This is a genomic window from Sphingobacterium pedocola, from assembly GCF_015209965.1.
In the GTDB taxonomy this organism is placed as follows: Bacteria; Bacteroidota; Bacteroidia; order Sphingobacteriales; family Sphingobacteriaceae; genus Sphingobacterium; species Sphingobacterium pedocola.
On record NZ_MU158689.1, the window covers coordinates 1,301,281 to 1,321,548 of the forward strand.

Consider the following 20,268-nt stretch of genomic DNA (forward strand, 5'->3'; position numbering starts at 1 on the left):
AGAGTTAAAAAGTGATGTTGAGACCTAAGCTATATGTCTTAATATTTGGATACCGGTCGCCTGCGCCGCTACCCAACTCTGGGTCAAACATCTTAAACGGACTAAATGTGAGCAGGTTGTATCCAATAAAATAGATACGTGCATTTTCGACACCCCAGCCACTAAAAGAACCCTTGGGTATTGTATAACCAAAGTCCAGCGTCTTCATCCGTAAGAAGCGGCCATTTTGAATCCAGTGGCTGCTTGGGGCGGTATAGTTCTGATTAATATCACCGTACGAAAGACGAGGGTAGAATGCATCCTGCCGTTGATCATCTTCTGTCCAACGATCTTGAATGTTGTTAAACAAGCTTCCGCGTGCAGATCCGGCACGGAAAGGCATGAAAGTCGTCGAAAGGGAAAATTCTACATGATCTACCCCTTGAAAGAATGCGCCTACGGAGAATCCTTTGTAAGCCGCAGTAAGGCCAAATCCGTATAAGATTTGGGGTACGTGATCAAGGCCGATGGCGGTTTGGTCGTTCGCATCAATCACCCCGTCGTCATTTAGGTCTCTGAATTTTAAGTCTCCCGCCTGTATGACACCTGCAGTGCGGGCTACCAGTGGATCTTCGATCTCTTCCTGCGTATAAAAGCCATCTGCAATATATCCAAAGCGTTGAAAAAGACGATGTCCTCGTTTTTCCATCCATGGATACGGTTTAGCGGGTTCATCGTTTTCGATCAATTTGTTTGAATTGTACGTAAAAGTACCCCGGAATGTAGCACCCCACTCGCCCCATTGCTTACTGAAGTTGGCGGTGATGTCGATCCCTTTGTTTTCTGCGATTCCCAAGTTGCCCAGCGGGTTAGAACGTAGCCCTACGGAGGACGGTACCGATGCGCGGGTCAGGAAAATATTTTCCCTACGACGCTTGAATACATCGACCATAAGCTCCAGCGCATTATCAAAGGTTTTTAATTCGAGACCAATATTGGTGTTTTTTTCGGTTTCCCAGGTTACTGTAGAAGCATAATCGCCGATATCCAACCCGCCGATGTTGTTATCCCGGTTTTGACCGTAGCTGTATCCGCCCGTGTTTGCCACTGTGGCGATGTATGCAAATCGTCTTCCACTGATATCGCCACTCCCCACTAAACCGTACGAAGCCCTAATCTTCAACAATTGAATCACCTGATCCATATTTCTCCAGAATTTTTCGTTCGAGGGTACCCATCCCACAGCATAGGATGGAAAAATTCCATAACGGCTTTCAGGCGCAAAGTTTTCCGAACCATTGTATCCGAAACTTACTTCTGCTAGGTATTTATCTTGATAGGCATAGCTTCCCCGCCCCACAATACCTCGGCTACGGTATGGAATTGATCCCATCAGATCGCCAGCTGTGGCACTGATCCGATCCGATTGGTTATACAAAAATAAGCCGTTAACAGAGTGTCCACCAAAGTCGCGGCTGTAGTTAATAGCCGATTCGAGGTAAAACTGGCGGCGACCGCCATTTTCCCGGCTAAAATCAAGGTAGTCTTTACCGGATCCACCATCTGTCCGTTCATAGACGAGTTCACCATTCTCATCGCGCGTCTGCGCATAGTACGTATAAGGTATTTTGGATCGATTTAATCTATTCGTGTTTTGCGCATCGAAAGAATACAGCACACGGGCCGACAGTCCTTCTGTGACAAAATCCAGTTTCTGTTTAACATGGATGTCCGACATCATTTGATTCTCATAAGTCGTCACGTATCCGCGATTGGTCAATAATCCATATGGGTTGCTCAAGCCACCACCTGTAGATACAAAAGGTTCTGAACCATCCGGGTATTTTACCGGATATAAGATCGGATATAAGTTAAAGACCGATGAGAAAATCGAATTTGTTCCCGTACCGGGATAATTTCCATTCGAGATCCAACCTTTTATCCCGAGATCTACCGTGGTCGTTTTTGTCGCATGTACCGTTAAAGCCGAAGTAAAGTTATACCGTTTGAAAGCAATCTCCGAATTGTACTGCGACAGACCGTCAGTCTTAAACAGGCCTTTCTCATCGTAATATCCCGCAGACACATAATAGTTCATCCGCGGTGCACCACCCCGGATACTGAGGTTGGCCTTGCGGTTGTTCCCAAAACGATTAAATATTTCCTTAAACCAGTCTACATCCGGGTAGAGCATCGGATCCTCTTGGGAAAGTGTTTTGCGTATCCGGTCTTCCGAGTAGATCGGAGAATTGCCTCTCGTCACATTAGCCTCGTTGGCCATCTGCATATAGGTCACGCCATCGACCATATCGGGCACACGGGTAAATTCGGTTATGCCCTGATAATAATCGATGTCAATGCGAGGTTTTTCCAGCGCCAGGCCCCTTTTTGTCGTAATCAGGATTACGCCGTTGGCACCACGTACACCATATACCGATGTCGAAGAAGCATCCTTGAGGATATTAAAAGACTCGATGTCATTTGGATCGATGTTGCTGAAGCTCCGTTCCACTCCATCCACGAGTACAAGCGGACTGGAGTTGTTCAAGGTATTGAAACCCCGGATCCACAACTGGGCACCATCCAGACCAGGCTCCGCGCTTCGTTGCATACCTACTACGCCCGATACACGTCCTGCCAATACCGTGCTGATGTTGGCCACAGGTTGTTTTAACTCGGTTACATTTAAATTTGATTGGGCACCTAAGGTCTGTATTTTTTTCTGGGTACCATATCCCACCACTACTACCTCTTCCAAATCGTCGGAGGCCTCTTCGAGTTGTGCGTCAATCCGGGATTGATTTTGTAGCGGCTGCTCGACTTCCTTAAAACCCACAAAAGTAAATCGAACGGTTTTGGCTTCCTCGGGAATACGAAATTCATATTCCCCGTTTCTATCGGTCTGTGTCGATATGGAAAAATCGGCAATAGAAACCGTAACACCTATCAGAGGTGCACCATCTGGGCCCGTCACCTTACCTGACAAGGTACGTTGCTGCACCGCCACCCCTATTACAGTGGCTTTTGTAGCCGATGAGGGCGAAGTCCCAGCCACGGTCGGATTCAGGCTTACAGCCGACAGCAGTAGCATCGTGCATAGGGGTGCACTTACCTGCATCCCCCGTTTGATACTTCGAATTTTGGTAAATTCCTTTTTCTTCATTGGTTATAGTTTATTCGTTAATTGGTAATCATGCTCCTGCATGCAACAGGTTTACATCGGACAGCAATAATTTGCTGATCATAAATAGCGTTATCATAATTCTCCTTTGTTGATCACATATTATTAGTTTTATAAGGTTATAATTTGTTTAATCTACTCGGTTAAGACTTCTATAACGGCAGCAAAGCCACCGCTTTTCGCCAGCTTTATTTCGATTGATGAATGGGCAGTCACCTCAGTCACTTCTTTCCTATAATCCATTGCCTGTTCAACTGCGTTAATTCCATCTTTGAAGCTGGTCATTTTATATGTTTTCCCAGCCGTCAGGAAGGTAAGTTTTTGTTGAAAATTGCGCCAGTCCTCTTTACTGTTTGTCATTCCACCGATATACCACTTTTCCCCTTTACGCTTTGCGACGATAACATACTCGCCTACTTTTGCGTTCAATGCGATCGTTTCGTCCCAAGTTGTAGGTACATTGGTGATGAAGTCCGTACATTCCTCGTTACGATAATACTGCGTAGGGTTATCAGCTAGCATCTGTATACCGCTTTCGAAAATGACAAACAGGCTCATTTGATATGCGCGGGTGCCGATGCTTGCCGAGTTCGGCCGCTCACTTCTGTATACTTTAGGCTGCATACTGATCATGGCACCTGGCGTATAATCCATCGGCCCCACCGCATTACGGATGAAAGGCAAATACACACTATTATCTGGATAACAGCCTCCCATCTGCTCCATGCCACGCACCCCTTCGTAAGAGATTACATTGGGGTATTTATACTCCAGTCCGGCAGGCTTAAAGGAGCCGTGAAAATCTACCAGTAGGTTGTGTTTGGCCGCTTCTTTCGCGATACGCTCGTAATAGTTAACCATCCATTGATCGCTCCGGTCCATAAAATCGATTTTTACCCCCTTCACACCCCATGAAGCAAACTGTTCAAACAGACCCAGGTTCTTCTCAACGGTCAACCATGTTAACCAAAGAAATACCCCCACATTTCTTTCCTTACCATATTTGATGATCTGATGTACATCTACATCTGGATTCGGTGTATAAGGATCTCTTGTGCTTTTCGCCCATCCTTCGTCCATGATAATGTACTGCATACCAAATTTATGCGCGAAATCGATAAAATATTTATACGTATCCAAATTGTAACCCGATACAAAGTCTACATCCGGACCGTAAGGTTTTGCGCCGTTCCACCACTCCCAGCTAGCTTGGCCCGGTTTAATCCATGAAGCGTCAGCGAGTGCATTCTTCGTCGCTAGTCGATACGTCATGGTGTTGGTAAGTATATCGGTGTCCTGCTTCGAGACCACAAAGTAACGCCACGGGAAGCTGCGCTGGCCCGTCGTTCTAGCGATATAATCCGCTTCTGTCAGGATCTTCACGCTCCGATCGCCATCCTCGCCAAAGCTCAGCGGTACTTTAGGAAAAGTCGAGGTAATTCCATTCCGACCACTGCTTTTCACAAACATGCAGGGATAATCACTAAGATCCGATTCAGAAACCAATATTTTATAGGGCTTCTTTGTGTCGATAAGCATAGGGAGCACGGCCATCTTGCCATCCGGTTTCCACTCTGTGCTATTGATGTGGGTATAGATTTCTTCGTAGGCTGTTTTGAAACCACCCGGTTGCTGTATATGCAACAGATTTTCGGATGTGAAGTTGATATTCATCTCCTCCGATACGACATTAATGCTGTCTTTGATATCGGTAATGATCCGATAAGCAATACCATCGTCGTAAGCGCGGAACTCGACAGCATACTGATCCTTAAAACGAAGTACAAGCTGGTTATATGCATTATCAATAGTGGAGAACTTCAACGGAACGATAGGCTTCAATTGCTCTTTGACCTGTTGCAACTTTTTACCTATTAATTTTGGTCGATCTCCGAGTACCTTATTATCGAGCTCGAGCCGGAGCGAGTTATCACGCAACAGCGTATCGTTCTTACAGAGTACGGAATAATAAATCTTATCCGTCAGTTTAATCTCCGTGGCCATATCACCATTAGGGGAGGTCAGTCTAATCCCTTTCTGCGCGTTCGCGGTCGTCATGGTCACAGCCAGCAGGAATACACAAGCAATCTTCTTCATTAAGTTATTATTTTCTATTTTAAAATGTGTTCGTTTAATACAATATGGTCTACTGTTGCTTTTTGTATCCAGTTTATCTTTTGTAAGTTTTGTTCTATTTCTTGGTTTATCTTTCATAGCGGTGCGTATCGCTACCCCATTGCTTGATATATTTAGCACTTCCATACATAAATAGTTAAGGGCAGATCAATTGGTATCCTATTTAACTACAGATTTATAACTCCACAAAAGTAACCGACGACTATAGAAACGCAAGCCCTATTTGCGCCAAAAAGGTACACTGTATAACCAGATGCAAAATAGTGTACCTTTTTGACGGAATAAGACACCATTCCCTTACGTGTCGAATACCATCACATAGGTGAAAGTTGTATCTTTAGGCCTGTACAACCCATCGTCATGTATGTTTATCAAAAATGATGGGTAACGCATCTATACTTATAAACTGCTACGAGTCATTACAATGAAGATTATTGGTCAATTAAGATACTTTTTGATTTCGCTTATTCTCCTATCGGCATGGTCGACTGTTGTCGCACAGCAGCAAAATAGACCTAATATCTATTTGCCCAATAATGCGGTATTATATACCTATCAGGATCACCTGGGATATATGTGGTTCGGTACCTACGACGGGTTATCGTTCTATAACGGTACAGAAATTATTACGTATAGGCATGAGCCGTCCAATCCGCTGTCTTTGTGCAGCAATATCATCTATAAGATTACCGCGGCCGACAAAGATCACATCTGGATTTCCACGACGATGGGATTGAACAAACTATCCTTGTTAACCCGCAAAATAACAGCCTCTTATCCCTCGTTACCTAAATTGGTGCATATTGAATCAGACGTCGTCGGCGACACCTGGATGATACCAGGTGATCAACTATTACTTCACTATAAATCATCAGGACATGGCAGCGTCGATAGCATCACCCTCACGAACAAAGACCTGAGTTTGCTCAATATCAATAGATTGTTTATTGTCGACTCCGCCCTATTGATATTAAAAAACGATGGCTTTCTACTCTCCAAAAATATAGCAGAGATCAGGGGAAAGGAAAAAATCAGTGGTCAGGAAGTACAAATACACAAGCGCCGGATCGTGAAAGCATGCCTATCCGGTAACGATCTTTACTTCGTAGACGACCAATTCGATGTGTTTCAATACGATTTGCTCACCTCCCGTAAACATCAGCTGGCTAATATCAAATCCCTGATCCATGAAGACTACGGGTTTATCGCACAGATTGAGTACTATGACAAATCCATTTATGTCGCGTTAAAAAACTCCGGCGTATTGAAGGTTGGTCGCGGTAATGGCGATCAAAGCGTCTGGATACGGCCGGGAGTTTCGGTTTTCTGTCTTCTTAGGGATCGATATCAAGACCTTTTATGGATTGGTACAGACGGGCAGGGCGTACAGCAGCATAGCGCGTCAGCGCCGTTATTCGGACAATTAAACTTATCGATCCCCAACATCACCAACAAACCAGTCAGGGCAATACTAACAGATTCACTTGGCAATATATGGATTGGCACCAATGGTGACGGCTTGATGCAGTTTAAATACACCATTTCAAGCAATAGTGTGACAGTGGGCGAACAGCCCGTTGCCCGCTTTAACAAACGCGAGGGTCTGCTATCATCGCAGATCTTCGGTATGGCCAAAAGTAAGTACCATGATCTGTTTTGGATCGGGACAGAGAAAGGCTTATTTTACTATAGTTACCGAGACCGTACTATACGGGAGGCGACACTTCCCAACGGTAAGCCATTATTGGAGAGCATACACACTATACTGGAGACCAATGATCGGAAATTGTGGCTCACCTCTACCCGTTTCGGCCTGATCGAAGTAAACATCACAGAGGTCGGCGGTGTAATACAGGTTCGATCGGCTCAAAATCACCTTCTTCGAGGAGCGACCTTTACCGGAAACGAAATTCAGTCCATGGTATATGGCGACCCGTCAAAGCTTGTTGTTGGTTTACGGGGCGGCCAAGGCGTGGCCGAATTCGACATGAATACGCATACCTACAATTTCCTACCAGTTATCGATCCCGAAAACGGTCTGGCCATCACCGATGTATTAACCGTGTGGCGCGACCCAAACCATTCGTATTACCTGGGTTCGAGCTCTGGAATGACAACATTTGGTCTACATCGTGCTACCGTTTCAGATATTAAACATTATAATAAGAAAGATGGCCTTGTAAATGATATGATACACGGTATCCTTGGCGATGAAATGGGCTATTTATGGTTAAGTTCTAGTAGAGGTTTAATAAAGTACAACCCGCACAATGAGCTATTTCATAATTATATTTCGCCTACACTCGAGATTAACGAATTCTCGGATGATGCCTTTTGGAAGTGTCCGTATACCGGCACCTTATACTTTGGCGCCGTAAATGGCTTTATGTGGGTAAACCCCAAGCAGTTGCTGCAGCAAGAATATGCCCATCCGAGTAAATTTCACTTCTTTGACATCAAGGTTAAAGGCGAAAGCCACCCGCTGTCTGCCTTTGCCCGCAGCGAAGGCAAGGGCATTGAAATCCCCGCTTCCGTTCCCTCCTTCAGCCTTTCATTCACCGTACTTGATTACTTGAACAAAGACTACGCATACAGCTATAAATTAGAGAACTATCACGACGACTGGATTGCTATTACCAGCACCAACCAGATCGATTTCACGAATCTACCCGCTGGCCGATACACATTAAAAGTGCGTTACAAAAATGATGTTACGCCGGGCAGCGAACGCACTGAAAGCCTTGATATCGTTAAGTTACCCCCTTGGTATCTGTCGACCGGTGCCATTGTCTTGTATATTATCTTACTTGCTGGAATAGGTCTCTATCTTTATACGCATTCAAGGCGCATTGCATTAAAAAAGCGAGAAGAAGCACAGCGGGAGATGGAGAAGAATCAGCGTAAAGAACTCTTGGAATCGAAGCTCGCATTTTTCACCAATATGACCCATGAGTTTTATACGCCCCTAACACTCATCAAGGGGATCTGTGAAGTCCTGAAAGGAGGCGTTCCGCGTTCCGAATCAGAATACCAAGAACATCTGAACACACTAACATCGAATACTGTTGCATTGGAGGGTTTGATCCGGGAATTGCTGGATATACACGATCCTGAAAAAGCAGCCCCTACATATCACATCCAAAAAGATGTACAACTTACGCCTTTAGCGATGCAATACCTCAAGTCCTTTCGTTTAATTGCTGAAAAAAACCACATAAACTATGTCGAGTCTATTGAGCCGGATCTCATATGGAATACAGATACTGCCTTCTTTCAGCGGATACTAAATAATTTGGTCTCGAATGCCTTTAAATACGTAGGTGAAAACGGTACGGTTAGAATCGATCTCAACCGGAAAGGCGATATATTGGAGCTGTCGGTGTACAACAGCGGTAAAGGAATTGCAGCGTCCGAGCTTTCGAACATATTCGAGCCTTATCACCTACTAGACAACGACGACGCCAACGGATATATGCAGCTAACAAGTCGCACAGGTTTGGGTTTGTCCATCTGTCGTTCGATGGTCGAGCTATTGGAAGGGCACATTGAAGTGGAGAGCGAAGTCGATCAGCATACTCTTTTTCGAGTAGCACTTCCCTATATCGCAGTAGCAGATGCCGAAGAGATTACCCCAAGTGAACGAGCAGATACCACGCGGATCGTAGGAGTAGAACATGCACGCCCTATCCTTTTGCTGGTGGACGACAATCCCGACATTATATCCATGGTATCCCGTTATCTGGCTGCTGAATTTGATATCCTAACTGCCAACGGTGCGCAGCGGGCACTTGAGATACTAACTGCGGAGAGTGTGTCTTTGATTGTCACGGATATTATGATGCCTGATAAAGACGGCATACAGCTCATTGAGGAAATAAGGAATACAAAGTCTTACAAACATATACCCATCGTTGTTTTATCTGCTAAGACCACGGATAAACAACAAGAAGCTGGTATACAATCGGGTGCAGACGTTTACTTAACCAAACCCTTTTCGCTCTCTTTGCTGCGTTCACATATTGATCGGCTTGTCAAAAAGAACGAAGTCATGCGTGATTATTTCCACTCTCCAGAAAGTGCCTATGAAACCACCATGAAAAATATCGTCCACCGGGATGATAAGAAAGTCATATCAACACTTATTGCGATCATAGATGAGCACATTGAAAACCCGGCACTAAGTCCGGCATATATTGCTGAAATAATGAATACAAGCCCGCGCAGCCTATATCGCAAAGTGAAAAATATTACTTCACTATCCTTAATGGATTTCATTAAGGACTATCGCTTTCTAACGGCCGAACGGCTGTTGGTATCTACCAACCTATCGGTGCAAGAAATCATGTATAAGAGTGGTATGTCTAACAAGTCCTATTTTTACCGCGAATTCGTGAAACGAAATAAGGTTACACCCAAGGAATTCCGAAAAGTGCGTTAACCACTACGCTATCTACGAAAAGAATAGGTAAGCGAAGTACATTACTTCGCTACAGCTTTTTCAAGCTCCTTTACAAAGTCCTTTCCCCAGTAATGGATATCGTAATACGTTACCTGGTCGTATAACCGGTTCACCCGTACCCTTCTTTCGTCCTCGGGCATAAGTAAAGCTTTTAATAAGCCTTCTTTCATACTCTTCATATCATAAGGATTAGTAAGGATGGCATACGGTAACTCCACGGAAGCTCCGGCGAATTCAGAAAGCACCAGCGCACCATCGCTTTCCAAAAAGCCCTGTACCGCCATATACTCCTTAGCAACTAGATTTAAACCGTCCCGAAGTGGTGTAATCCAGGCAATGTCGCTAGAACCATACAAGGTTACTACTTCTTCAAACGGTAGGGAGCGATAGAAGTACTGAATAGGCACCCAGTCCATTGTCGCATATTTACCATTAATTTCACCGACGGCCCTATTCACCTCGTCACGGATATCGTCATATATCGACATACCCTGCGATGGCGGGGTACAGATGTTAACCAATTCTACTTTTCCCCGGAATTCGGGATATTCCTCGAGAAACTCGCCAAAGGCCTGTATCTTCTCCAACGGCCCTTTTACATAATCAAGGCGTTCTACCGATAAGATTGTTTTACGCCCCAGCTCTTCTTTTTGAGATTTGACCGAAGCAATTTTGTTTTTCACCTCCGGCGTACTCAAAATACGCTTTATCTTATCAATATTAACCCCCACTGGTTGCGCCCCCAAGCGTACCTGTCTGCCATCTACCTCAATAATCTTTGTCATCTGGTCTACGCCTAGCGCGCAGCTGTAGGTAAGGAACTGTTTCGCAGCATTGATTTTTTTGACCACTTTAAAAGGTGTGTGGCTGCGCAGTACATCGACAAAATTTTCGACATAACGTGGGATGTGGAAGCTGATAAAATCGCACAACAATAAACTACCGATAATCTCTTTCCGCCATGGTATAATATTAAATATGTCGGCAGCAGGGAAAGACGTATGGTGAAAGAAACCGATTTTCAGATCAGGCCGCAGGCTCTTAAGGTAAGCCGGCACCATCCAGAGGTTATACTCATGTATCCATACCAAGGCATCCTGATCTGCATCCCGGGCGATGCGTTCGGCAAATAACCGGTTGATCTTCAGGTAGTGTTCCCAGTCGCTATGGTTAAATTTTGCCTTGTCTACAAACGAGAATATCGTTGGCCAAAAAGCCTCCTTGGAGAACACCCTGTAAAACTGATCGATATCCTTCTTGGGCAAGCTGATGGTCGATGCCACCAAATTTGGAAAGCGTTCTTCATCTATAAGCTGGTTTGGGATATCTGGTCTGTCTTCCTGCAGCACTTCCTCTCCGATCCATAAGCCAGATCTACCTTTTTCAAACAGACCTAGTAGGGATGGAATAATCCCATTGGGACTCTTCGGCGAAACCCGTATAGCCTTACCGTTCACAATTTCCTGTTCAAAAGGCAGTCGGTGATAAACCATCACCAATTGATTCGTTTTTTTTCTTACTGATATGGCATTTTTGCCGCGCGGTACAGGATAATGTTTTCTAAACGTCTCGAAATGTGCCATGGATTCCAATATCCCCCCGGCCCCTTTTTCGGACGCCTGGTATATATGGGGCTGATCGGCTGTGCTATCCAACAACAATTGTTCGGCAGCTCCCACCACTACACCTTTAAATCCGACCTGATATAGCGAGAGGTCATTTAGCGTGTCGCCTGCAGTGAGTACATCCTCGTCGCCTATACCCAGTGTTTCCACCAGTGCCTTCAGTGTACTCCCCTTGTTTACATCCTTTGGAAGGATATCCAGGTATTGATCCACCGACGTAATCATATCGCAGTTGAACCGGTCAGCAATACCTCTTATCTGTTCCAAATCCACTTCCTGGTCGTAGTAAAACGAACAACGTCTTTGCTGTGGCACCTCCTGATAAGTAACATTTGCAATGTCCAAAATCTCCTGTCGGATATTATATAATGAAGGCCATTTTGCTTCGATCTCACCCTGCAGGGGTTCAACAGACTCGAGTGAAAATCCATTCACTACGGTTGCCCCCACGTCTGCAATAATATAATTCGGCCTCGGAATGAGTGGGTCATTTAAAAGAGGAATAACGGATTCCAGCCCCCTACCCGTTACGAAAACCAATTGAATATCTTTTTCTTGTTTAATCAAACGGTATAACCGCAGGCGGTCTTCCATACTGCCACCCAAAAATGTACCATCTAAATCCGTTGCTAATAACATCATATCATGCTCCTTTCTAATAGTTTAAACTCTGTTTTAACCGGCATATAATTATATAAAATCCGGTATGCCGTATTCAAAATCGGCAAATTAAGACCACGTTCGGTAGCCATGTCGTGTAGACCTTTTGTCGCCGTATATCCCTCTGCTACCATAGACATGGTATCCTTCGTCTGCTCCACATTATATCCCTGTCCGATCAATACGCCGAATGTACGGTTCCGGCTGTGTTCGGAGTACGAGGTAACGAGTAAGTCGCCCAGGTAACTCGAACTGCCTATTCGCGGGCTATCGATCCCCAGTGCTGTTAATAAGATTTCTAATTCGTAGATTGCATTAGACACCAGCACCGCGATGAAATTGTCGCCATAATTCATTCCCTTGGCCATACCACAGACCAGCCCCACTACATTCTTATAGATGGCCGCATACTCCACACCCAAAAGATCTTCGCTTTCACAGATCTGGATGTAATTCGACGCAAAAGCCTCGCTCAGTGCAGTACGCAGCACCTGGTTCGTCGCACAAACCGTCATGTACGTCTTCCTTCCGGCCGCGATTTCTTCCGCATGGCAAGGTCCGGCAATTATACCCTGATTAACCTCTAGCAGCGAGAAAATCTTAGCCAAATACGCAGAAGGGAGCAGATTATCCAGCCCCACTGTTCCTTTTATAGAAGAAATAATTATTTTATCTTCCATTTTCTGGGGGTCGATCTGCTGACAGACGGTGGGAAGATGCGCACTGGGAACAACGAAGAGGAGGTGCTGACATTTGGAAAGGATGTAATCCAAATCGGTGGAAGCTTCGATGAAGTCGGTATCGAGCTTTGCAAAGTTGATATAATCTGGATTTCTCCGCTCTCGGGTGATGGCCTCCACCTGCATTTGGCGGCGTAGATACCAATATACCCGGATCTTATTCTCTGCTAATATTTTCACTAAAGCGGTAGCCCAACTTCCACCACCTATTACACTAATTTCTTTCAAACCATTGTGGATTTTATATTAAACAGCAGAGTCGCTGTTTTATGTTTAGAATATACGAATGCAAATATACGTTAAAATAAACTAAAAAGCAAATAAAATTCCCTTAAATAGATGTAAGCGTAAAGCATGCTATTAAAACATCTAGTTTGGGCATCTGTATACCTGAAGCCTCTGGCCTATCTAGGGGTTCTTTTTACATAATTCAAGAAAAAACACCGAATAAATCAATAAAAACAAAAAAATTTATCGAAAAAACACCTTAACATTGATAATAATTTCAAAAATTAAGAAGTTTGATTAAATAAATTTTATACAGATGCGCCCCTTCCTACCACAGGCACAATATCGTTAAGTTAAGGACAAAAGTGTTCTTCTTGTCACGCTGAGGCTTACCAAAGCATCTTTTAGCTACATAGTTTTTAGATCCTTCTTACCGTCAGGATGACAAAAAACGTTAACTTAATGACATTGACCGCAGGCAGATGTTCATCACATTTAAAAACCAAAACTATATAAAAATGAAAAAAATTGTGATATTACTAGTCGCGCTTTTTACTTTAAGCGCAGCCCAGGCACAAATCTTAGATCCCGTAAAGTGGACATTTGCTGCTAAAAAAACCGGAAAAGATGAAGCCGTACTTTTCTTCAAGGCTACAATCGATAATGGTTGGAATATTTATTCGCAGCATATCGGCGAAGGCGGGCCTGTTCCGACTTCATTCAGCTTTACACCTTCCGGAGATTATCAACTCGTTGGAAAGGTGCTTGAGCCTGCTCCGAACAAAAAGTTTGAAAAGACGTTTAATATGCAGGTGCTTTATTTCACCAAAGAAGTCGTTTTTCAACAAAAAATAAAATTGAAAAAAGGTCAGACAGTCGTAAAAGGTGCCGTTGAATTCATGGTGTGTAACGATACACAATGCCTGCCACCCGATGAAAAAGCGTTTGCCATTAACCTAAAATAATGTCCCTATCCCAGAACTAAATTAAAAGAATTGCACAATGATTATAAAAAGTAATTTCTTCCGCATCAGCATCCTGTTCATTGGGATGAGCTTTATTCTACCCATTCAGGCACAGGAAAAACACAGCTGGAAAGAAGCAGAGGCCGCAGGATACGCGTACCGCTATGTGAGCAATGACCCGATGAATACCCGCTTTTACACGTTAAAAAATGGGTTTACCGTGATCTTGACAGAAAATGCAAATGAACCCCGCGTTACGGCCCAGATCGCCGTACGTGTCGGTAGCAATAATGATCCGGCTACTCACACGGGGTTAGCCCATTATCTTGAACACCTGCTGTTTAAAGGCACAGACAACTTCGGGACCTCCGATTGGAAGTCAGAGAAAGTATTATTAGACCAGATCGAAGAGCTATACGAAACGTACACCAAGGAGACCGATGTAGAGAAACGCAAATCCCTTTATAAAGAGATTGACCGCTTATCCGTAGAAGCCTCTAGGTACTCCGTAGCAAATGAGTACGACAAACTGATGTCTACGATCGGTTCGCAAGGTACCAACGCACATACCTGGTATAATGAAACCGTTTACAAGGAAGATATCCCGTCGAGCTCCATCGATAAATTTTTGATGATACAAGCCGAACGTTTCCGTTATCCCGTATTCAGGCTGTTCCATACCGAACTCGAAACCGTTTACGAAGAAAAGAACATGAGCATCGATAATGACGGAAACCGCGCTTACGAAGCACTATTAGATAAACTTTTCCCAAAAACGAACTACGGACAGCAAACTACATTGGGCACGGTAGAACACCTTAAAAATCCGTCCCTAAAAGTCATACGTTCATTCTATGACACCTATTACGTAGGCAACAATATGGCCATTGTACTGGCAGGAGATTTCAACTCTGATGACATGATCAAGAAGATCGATCAGCATTTTGGCACTTTTCCGGCCGGTAAAGCCGTATCGGATAGCAATATCGCAGAAGACCCGATACAGCGTTCCGCGGTTCTCGATGTTGCAGGACCAAGCGCACAATATATGATGATGGGGTACCGTGTTGGCAAGAGCACGAGCCGTGAAGCTTTACTGGCAGATGTAGCATCTTCCCTATTGTCTAATGGAAAAGCAGGATTAATCGATCTCAATTTATCCCAAAAGCAACGCGTATTGGCTGCAGGCGCCAATGTCAATCAACAAAAAGACTACGGCTTCTTTACCCTTTACGGCTATCCAAAACAGGGGCAGACATTGGAAGAAGTGCGCTCGCTACTTTTAGAACAAATAGCACTGTTAAAAAAAGGGGAATTCGATGCAGAACTAATCGACGCAATCCGTGCCAACAGTACGCTCTCTTTTTTACAGAGCTTAGATAATAATACAGCACGCACACAAAATCTGGTCAGTGATTTCATCCGTACCAAAAGCGCAGGCTGGGATCAAGAAGTAGCCTATCTTGATGCCCTTTCCAAAATTACGAAAGAAGAAATCGTAAACTTTGCAAACGCGTTTTTCAAGGATAACTATATTGTTGTTAATAAAAGACAGGGAGAGGCCGGTGATATTGCTAAAGTAGAAAAGCCACCTATCACGCCCGTACATACTAATGCAGATAAACAATCTTCCTATTTAAACCAAATCGCTTCGATGCCTTCCTTGCCCGTTTCGCCAGAATGGTTAGACTACAAACGCGATATCCAGCAAGCGAAAGCAGGTAAAGCGGCCGTTCTGTATGTACAGAACAAAGAAAATCAATTATTCAGGCAAAACTTTCTTTTTGATATGGGAAGTTGGAACCACAAATTGCTCCCGTTAGCAGGAAGTTATCTATCGTACCTAGGCACTGATAAATTGACTGGAGCGCAAGTACAAGAAGCTTTCTTCAAGTTGGCTTGCAACTACAGCATCAGTATCGGCACAGAAGAAACACGTATTACGCTAACCGGTTTGCAGGAGAATTATGGTAAGGCGATGTTACTGCTTACTGATTTGTTGAAAAACTGTAAAGTTGACGAAGCCGCATTGGATAATCTGAAGAAAGACGTCTTGCAACAACGTCAAAACAACAAGGCAAATAAACGCAATATTATGCAGGGTTTGATGAGTTATGCAGCGTACGGCGCTAAAAATCCTTTCAATGATCAGTTGTCGACCGAGGCATTGACCGCAATCAAAGGGGAAGAATTGGTCGCTTTACTACATGGTCTAATGGATTATGAACATAAAGTTATCGCCTATAGCCCACTTAGCTTAAAACAATATACCGCTGCACTTAGCCAGTACCACAAATCGCCTAAATCGTATAACAGTATACCTGCTAAGCGCGTATACACACGTTTGGATCAAACCGAAAACACCGTGCTTTTTGCGAATTATGATATGGTACAAGCTGATATCAGTTGGTATAGAAAAGGAGCACCTTACCAGGCCGATAAAGAGGCAAGCATAGCCCTGTTTAACAGCTACTTTGGTGGTGGAATGGGGTCTATTGTTTTTCAAAACCTACGGGAAGCCAAGGGGTTAGCCTATACGACCTATGCAACCTATTCAACTCCAGCAAAGAAAGAGGATCCCTTTAGCGTGTCCGCATTTATTGGTACCCAATCCGATAAAATCAGTGATGCTGTGAAGGGCATGAATGCCCTATTAAATACCTTACCCCGCTCGGATAAAGCATTCGATACAGCAAAAAAGAGTTTCCTTAGCGACATCGAAACCCAACGCATCAAAAAAGACGGCATTGTCTTTAGCTACCTGCAAAATCTGAAGAAAGGAATCGATCACGACCGACGCAAGAGCTGGTATGAGCAGGCCAAAACAATGCAGTTCAAGGATATCGAAAACGTTCATCAAACAGCGTTGGCAAGCAAACCTTACACCTATTGTATTGTAGCCTCCGAGAAAAATGTTACCGACGAACAACTCCGCAACATCGGAAAACTTACAAAAGTAAGCCTCGAAGAGTTATTCGGATATTAAGATTTTTTCACACGAACTATTTACAACAGGGGCAGACACATCAGTTTGCCCCTGTTGCTTTTTTATCATCCTTATCCGGATGGTAAGATATTGCCAAACAAATATCACGTGGAAATCGTGACGAAATAGCAGCTTATTTAAATCTTAAGCAGCTGCATTCCAAAACCCGGCGTTGCAGGAGGTATCAATTTGCCATTTTGTATTTTATAGCCCGACAAGTCTACATCATCGGATGTACTAGACACGCCCTCAATCGTAACTGTATTGCCAAGACCTCCGGTTAGATGCGCCGTGTAGTGTGTCTTTAACAATGAACCCCAAGCATGCGGAGATGTCTGTGCGCCCAATCGCTGCAGTTCGGGCATCAATTTGCGCCAATTGGTAAAACCCAAGTCTTCGATATCGGTAAGGTGTACATCGATCAGTTTCTTTTCGATCAGTTCCCTTAGCAGATTTTGATCCCAATCAGCCTCACCATCGGCCAACAGCGTACTAATACCCTCACTTTTTAACCAAGCCCGTAATTTTTCGTAATCTACAACAGTTTCATGGAAAGGTTCTTCAATCCAAAATAAATTAACACCCGATATTCCTTTCATATATTGGATGAATTCTTCAACAGAAAACCCGTTATTCCCATCAACTAATACCCGACAGTCCGGAAAAGCTTCGGCCACTTTTTTTGTGACATCGATATCCCGCTGCAATCCCTCTTTAAAAGGCATCCAACGATTTCCGCGGCCGATCTTTAGCTTAAATTGCCGATAGCCGAGTTTATAATCATATGCACACTCCTCCAGTATTTTATCAATTCCGCCTGGATTATGTGCAGGCTCCAAATCGTCAAAATAAATCATTCCGCTGTAGCAGTCTGTTATGATCGGTTTTTCCTGTCCCAATAACGCATACACCGGTTTATTTAATATTACACCGGCAATGTCGTGCAATGCCATATCAAACGGTATATTTTTCGCGTCTAAAATCCCAATATTTGTTTGAAATACATCCGAAATTTTTTTTCCTAGCAGCTCCTTTGCCACATCTTCGGCATGCCTTCTCGACCCTCTTAACGATCCCCATCCCATAGCCCCCTTATCGGTATGGATAATGCAGGTCTCCACCCTAGGACCGTACCCATGCAAATCAAGACGGGCATTCTTACCCACTAAGCGTGGATACTGTAAACGTACAGACGAAAAATTTATCGACTGAATGGTGTGGTACGATAGCTCTTTATCATTAAAAGGTAGTGACAAAGGTATGGTCGACGACATCCCATACAGCTTTGTATCTAGCAAAGCCGCGGATGCAATACCGATGTTTAAGGCATGTAAAAAGTTTCTTCTTTTCATCTGTTTATTTTTTGTTTTATGGATAAGCTTATGTTTTAGGTCGTATCAATAAATTCACAATTGCCGTTTATCTGCCGATGGGGAGCTATGCGATCGTACCGATTAGTGATTATAATGACGGGTTAATCCTTCGTATAAATCATGCGTAATGTACAGAAATATCAATATAATAAATCGTTTTAGCATTTTGGATGTAAAGATCATACCAGCTTTAATTAAGTTTATGTTTTAGTTATACCTAAAGGTAAAATATTTTTTTCACTACCGTATATATTTTTAAAAAAAAGAGAGAAACATGTTGTTTCCCTCTCTATCTGCCGCCAAGCTATTACCCTAGCTCTGCCGATTTAGCCCATATATTAAGCGCTCCATCTTGCGCATATTGATCGATATCTGCTAATTCATCGGCTGTAAACACTAGGTTCTTAACCGCTCCAACGCAGTCGACGACCTGCTCTGGCCTACTGGCACCTATTAGCGCAGAAGTTATCCTTTCTTTTTTTAACACCCAGGCGATAGCCATTTGCGCTAAGGTCTGACCCCGGCTTTCCGCTATTTCGTTTAATGCTTTTATCCTATCCAAATTCTGCGTGCTTAGGAAGTTCGGGTTTAGTGATTTGTGCTGTGTTGCGCGACTATTTTCAGGAATGTCTTTCAGATATTTTGTCGTGAGCATACCCTGCGCAAGTGGCGAAAAAACAATAGAACCGATTCCAAGATCGTCTAAGGTATCAATCAATCCATCTTCCTCAACCCATCGATTAAGTAATGAATAGCTGGGCTGATGGATTATACATGGGGTACCCAAAGATTTTAATATAGCTACAGCCTCTCTGGTCCGCTTACTGTTATAAGAAGACAACCCCACGTAGAGCGCTTTGCCCGACCGCACCAATTGGTCTAAGGCCTGCATCGTCTCCTCCAGCGGCGTGTTCGGGTCAAATCGATGCGAATAAAATATGTCCACATACTCAAGTCCCATCCGTCTTAAGCTCTGCTCGCAACTCGCAATGAGGTATTTTTTGCTTCCCCATTCCCCATAAGGGCCGGGCCACATTTCATAACCTGCCTTTGTAGAAATAAGCAGTTCGTCGCGCAGACCGTAAAAATCTTCTTTCAGTACTCTGCCAAATGCTGATTCGGCACTTCCCGGGGGCGGGCCGTAATTATTGGCGAGATCAAAATGCGTAATTCCGAGGTCAAATGCCGTGCGGCAAATATCCTGTTTTACACGATGAGGCTTATCGTCCCCGAAATTATGCCATAGACCAAGTGATACCGCCGGCAGCATCAAGCCGCTTTTGCCACATCTATTGTACACCATGTTCTGGTATCTGTCTGGATTAGGAGTGTATTGCATACGTTATTTTAAAAAGTTTAGATCCGATTGTCCGTTTCCTTAATGCATTAGAACGGCAAAGCTAATTTACAAAAAAAACAATAATGCCATCCGCACAAACAATGTTTAATATCATTCGTTGTTTACAACAGAAAAGAATCATCATGGGTACACGAAAAATCAGTAGGCTCCAACACGCAGCGCGTATTCTCCTCGGATCATTTATGATATTCGCCGGCGCTGCACATTTATCATTTTCGCGGTTCGAGTTTCAGGCGCAAGTGCCGAATTGGATACCTTTAGAAAAGGATCTGATGGTGATTTTATCGGGAGTAGTCGAGCTTGCGTTGGGTTTTGCGGTTATCATTCTAGGCCATAAAAAGAAGTGGGTACCGTGGTTGCTTGCCTTATTTTTTGTGGCTGTATTTCCGGGGAACTGGGCTCAATACGTCAATCGGGTTGATGCTTTTGGTTTAGATACAGACCAAGCCCGCCTGCTTCGGCTTTTCTTTCAGCCCGTCTTGATTGTATGGGCATTATGGAGTATGGGGGCAATATCGACGCGTGGTTTTAACCCGGAGTCGAAATAACCCTAGCGATTAGAGAAGAGATATTAAA

10 protein-coding genes are annotated in these 20,268 nt (G+C 43.9%); 4 read left to right on the forward strand and 6 right to left on the reverse strand.

Going from position 1 to position 20,268, the window contains the following annotated elements; translation table 11 throughout:
* Window positions 1–4: 4 nt before the first annotated feature.
* Window positions 5–3,142: a SusC/RagA family TonB-linked outer membrane protein gene (locus C4F40_RS05495; protein WP_196938351.1), complete on the reverse strand. Its 3,138-nt coding sequence runs from the start codon at window positions 3,140–3,142 to the stop codon at window positions 5–7.
* Between the two features lie 153 nt (window positions 3,143–3,295).
* Window positions 3,296–5,257, reverse strand: coding sequence for a glycoside hydrolase family 97 protein (locus C4F40_RS05500; RefSeq protein WP_196938352.1), 1,962 nt, complete (start codon window positions 5,255–5,257; stop codon window positions 3,296–3,298).
* Between the two features lie 463 nt (window positions 5,258–5,720).
* Between C4F40_RS05500 and C4F40_RS05505 the strand changes: the two genes are divergently transcribed.
* Window positions 5,721–9,734 (forward strand): hybrid sensor histidine kinase/response regulator transcription factor, encoded by a 4,014-nt coding sequence (locus tag C4F40_RS05505; protein WP_196938353.1) that lies wholly within the window; start codon window positions 5,721–5,723, stop codon window positions 9,732–9,734.
* 41 nt (window positions 9,735–9,775) lie between these two features.
* Here the strand turns inward: C4F40_RS05505 and ggpS are convergent, their stop codons facing one another.
* On the reverse strand, window positions 9,776–12,022 hold the full coding sequence (ggpS, locus tag C4F40_RS05510) for a glucosylglycerol-phosphate synthase (protein ID WP_231389930.1): 2,247 nt from the start codon (window positions 12,020–12,022) through the stop codon (window positions 9,776–9,778).
* A complete protein-coding gene (locus tag C4F40_RS05515; RefSeq protein WP_196938354.1) occupies window positions 12,019–13,008 on the reverse strand; it encodes an NAD(P)H-dependent glycerol-3-phosphate dehydrogenase in 990 nt (329 codons plus the stop codon). Before C4F40_RS05515 ends, ggpS begins: the two co-directional genes overlap by 4 nt.
* 518 nt (window positions 13,009–13,526) lie before the next feature.
* Here C4F40_RS05515 and C4F40_RS05520 point away from each other — a divergent pair.
* Entirely contained in the window at window positions 13,527–13,973 is a 447-nt protein-coding gene (locus C4F40_RS05520; protein WP_196938355.1) for a protein-disulfide reductase DsbD domain-containing protein, read from the forward strand.
* Between the two features lie 37 nt (window positions 13,974–14,010).
* Window positions 14,011–16,959, forward strand: coding sequence for a M16 family metallopeptidase (locus C4F40_RS05525; protein ID WP_231389931.1), 2,949 nt, complete (start codon window positions 14,011–14,013; stop codon window positions 16,957–16,959).
* Window positions 16,960–17,096: 137 nt separating this feature from the next.
* Here C4F40_RS05525 and C4F40_RS05530 read toward each other — a convergent pair whose 3' ends face one another.
* Window positions 17,097–18,311, reverse strand: a complete 1,215-nt coding sequence (locus C4F40_RS05530; protein ID WP_196938356.1) for a mandelate racemase/muconate lactonizing enzyme family protein — start codon at window positions 18,309–18,311, stop codon at window positions 17,097–17,099.
* 328 nt (window positions 18,312–18,639) lie between these two features.
* The gene (mgrA, locus tag C4F40_RS05535; protein ID WP_196938357.1) at window positions 18,640–19,671 is read right to left on the reverse strand and encodes an L-glyceraldehyde 3-phosphate reductase; all 1,032 of its coding nucleotides are present in this window, start codon (window positions 19,669–19,671) and stop codon (window positions 18,640–18,642) included.
* Between the two features lie 143 nt (window positions 19,672–19,814).
* Between mgrA and C4F40_RS05540 the strand changes: the two genes are divergently transcribed.
* Window positions 19,815–20,240: a DoxX family protein gene (locus tag C4F40_RS05540; protein ID WP_196938358.1), complete on the forward strand. Its 426-nt coding sequence runs from the start codon at window positions 19,815–19,817 to the stop codon at window positions 20,238–20,240.
* Window positions 20,241–20,268 lie beyond the last annotated feature (28 nt).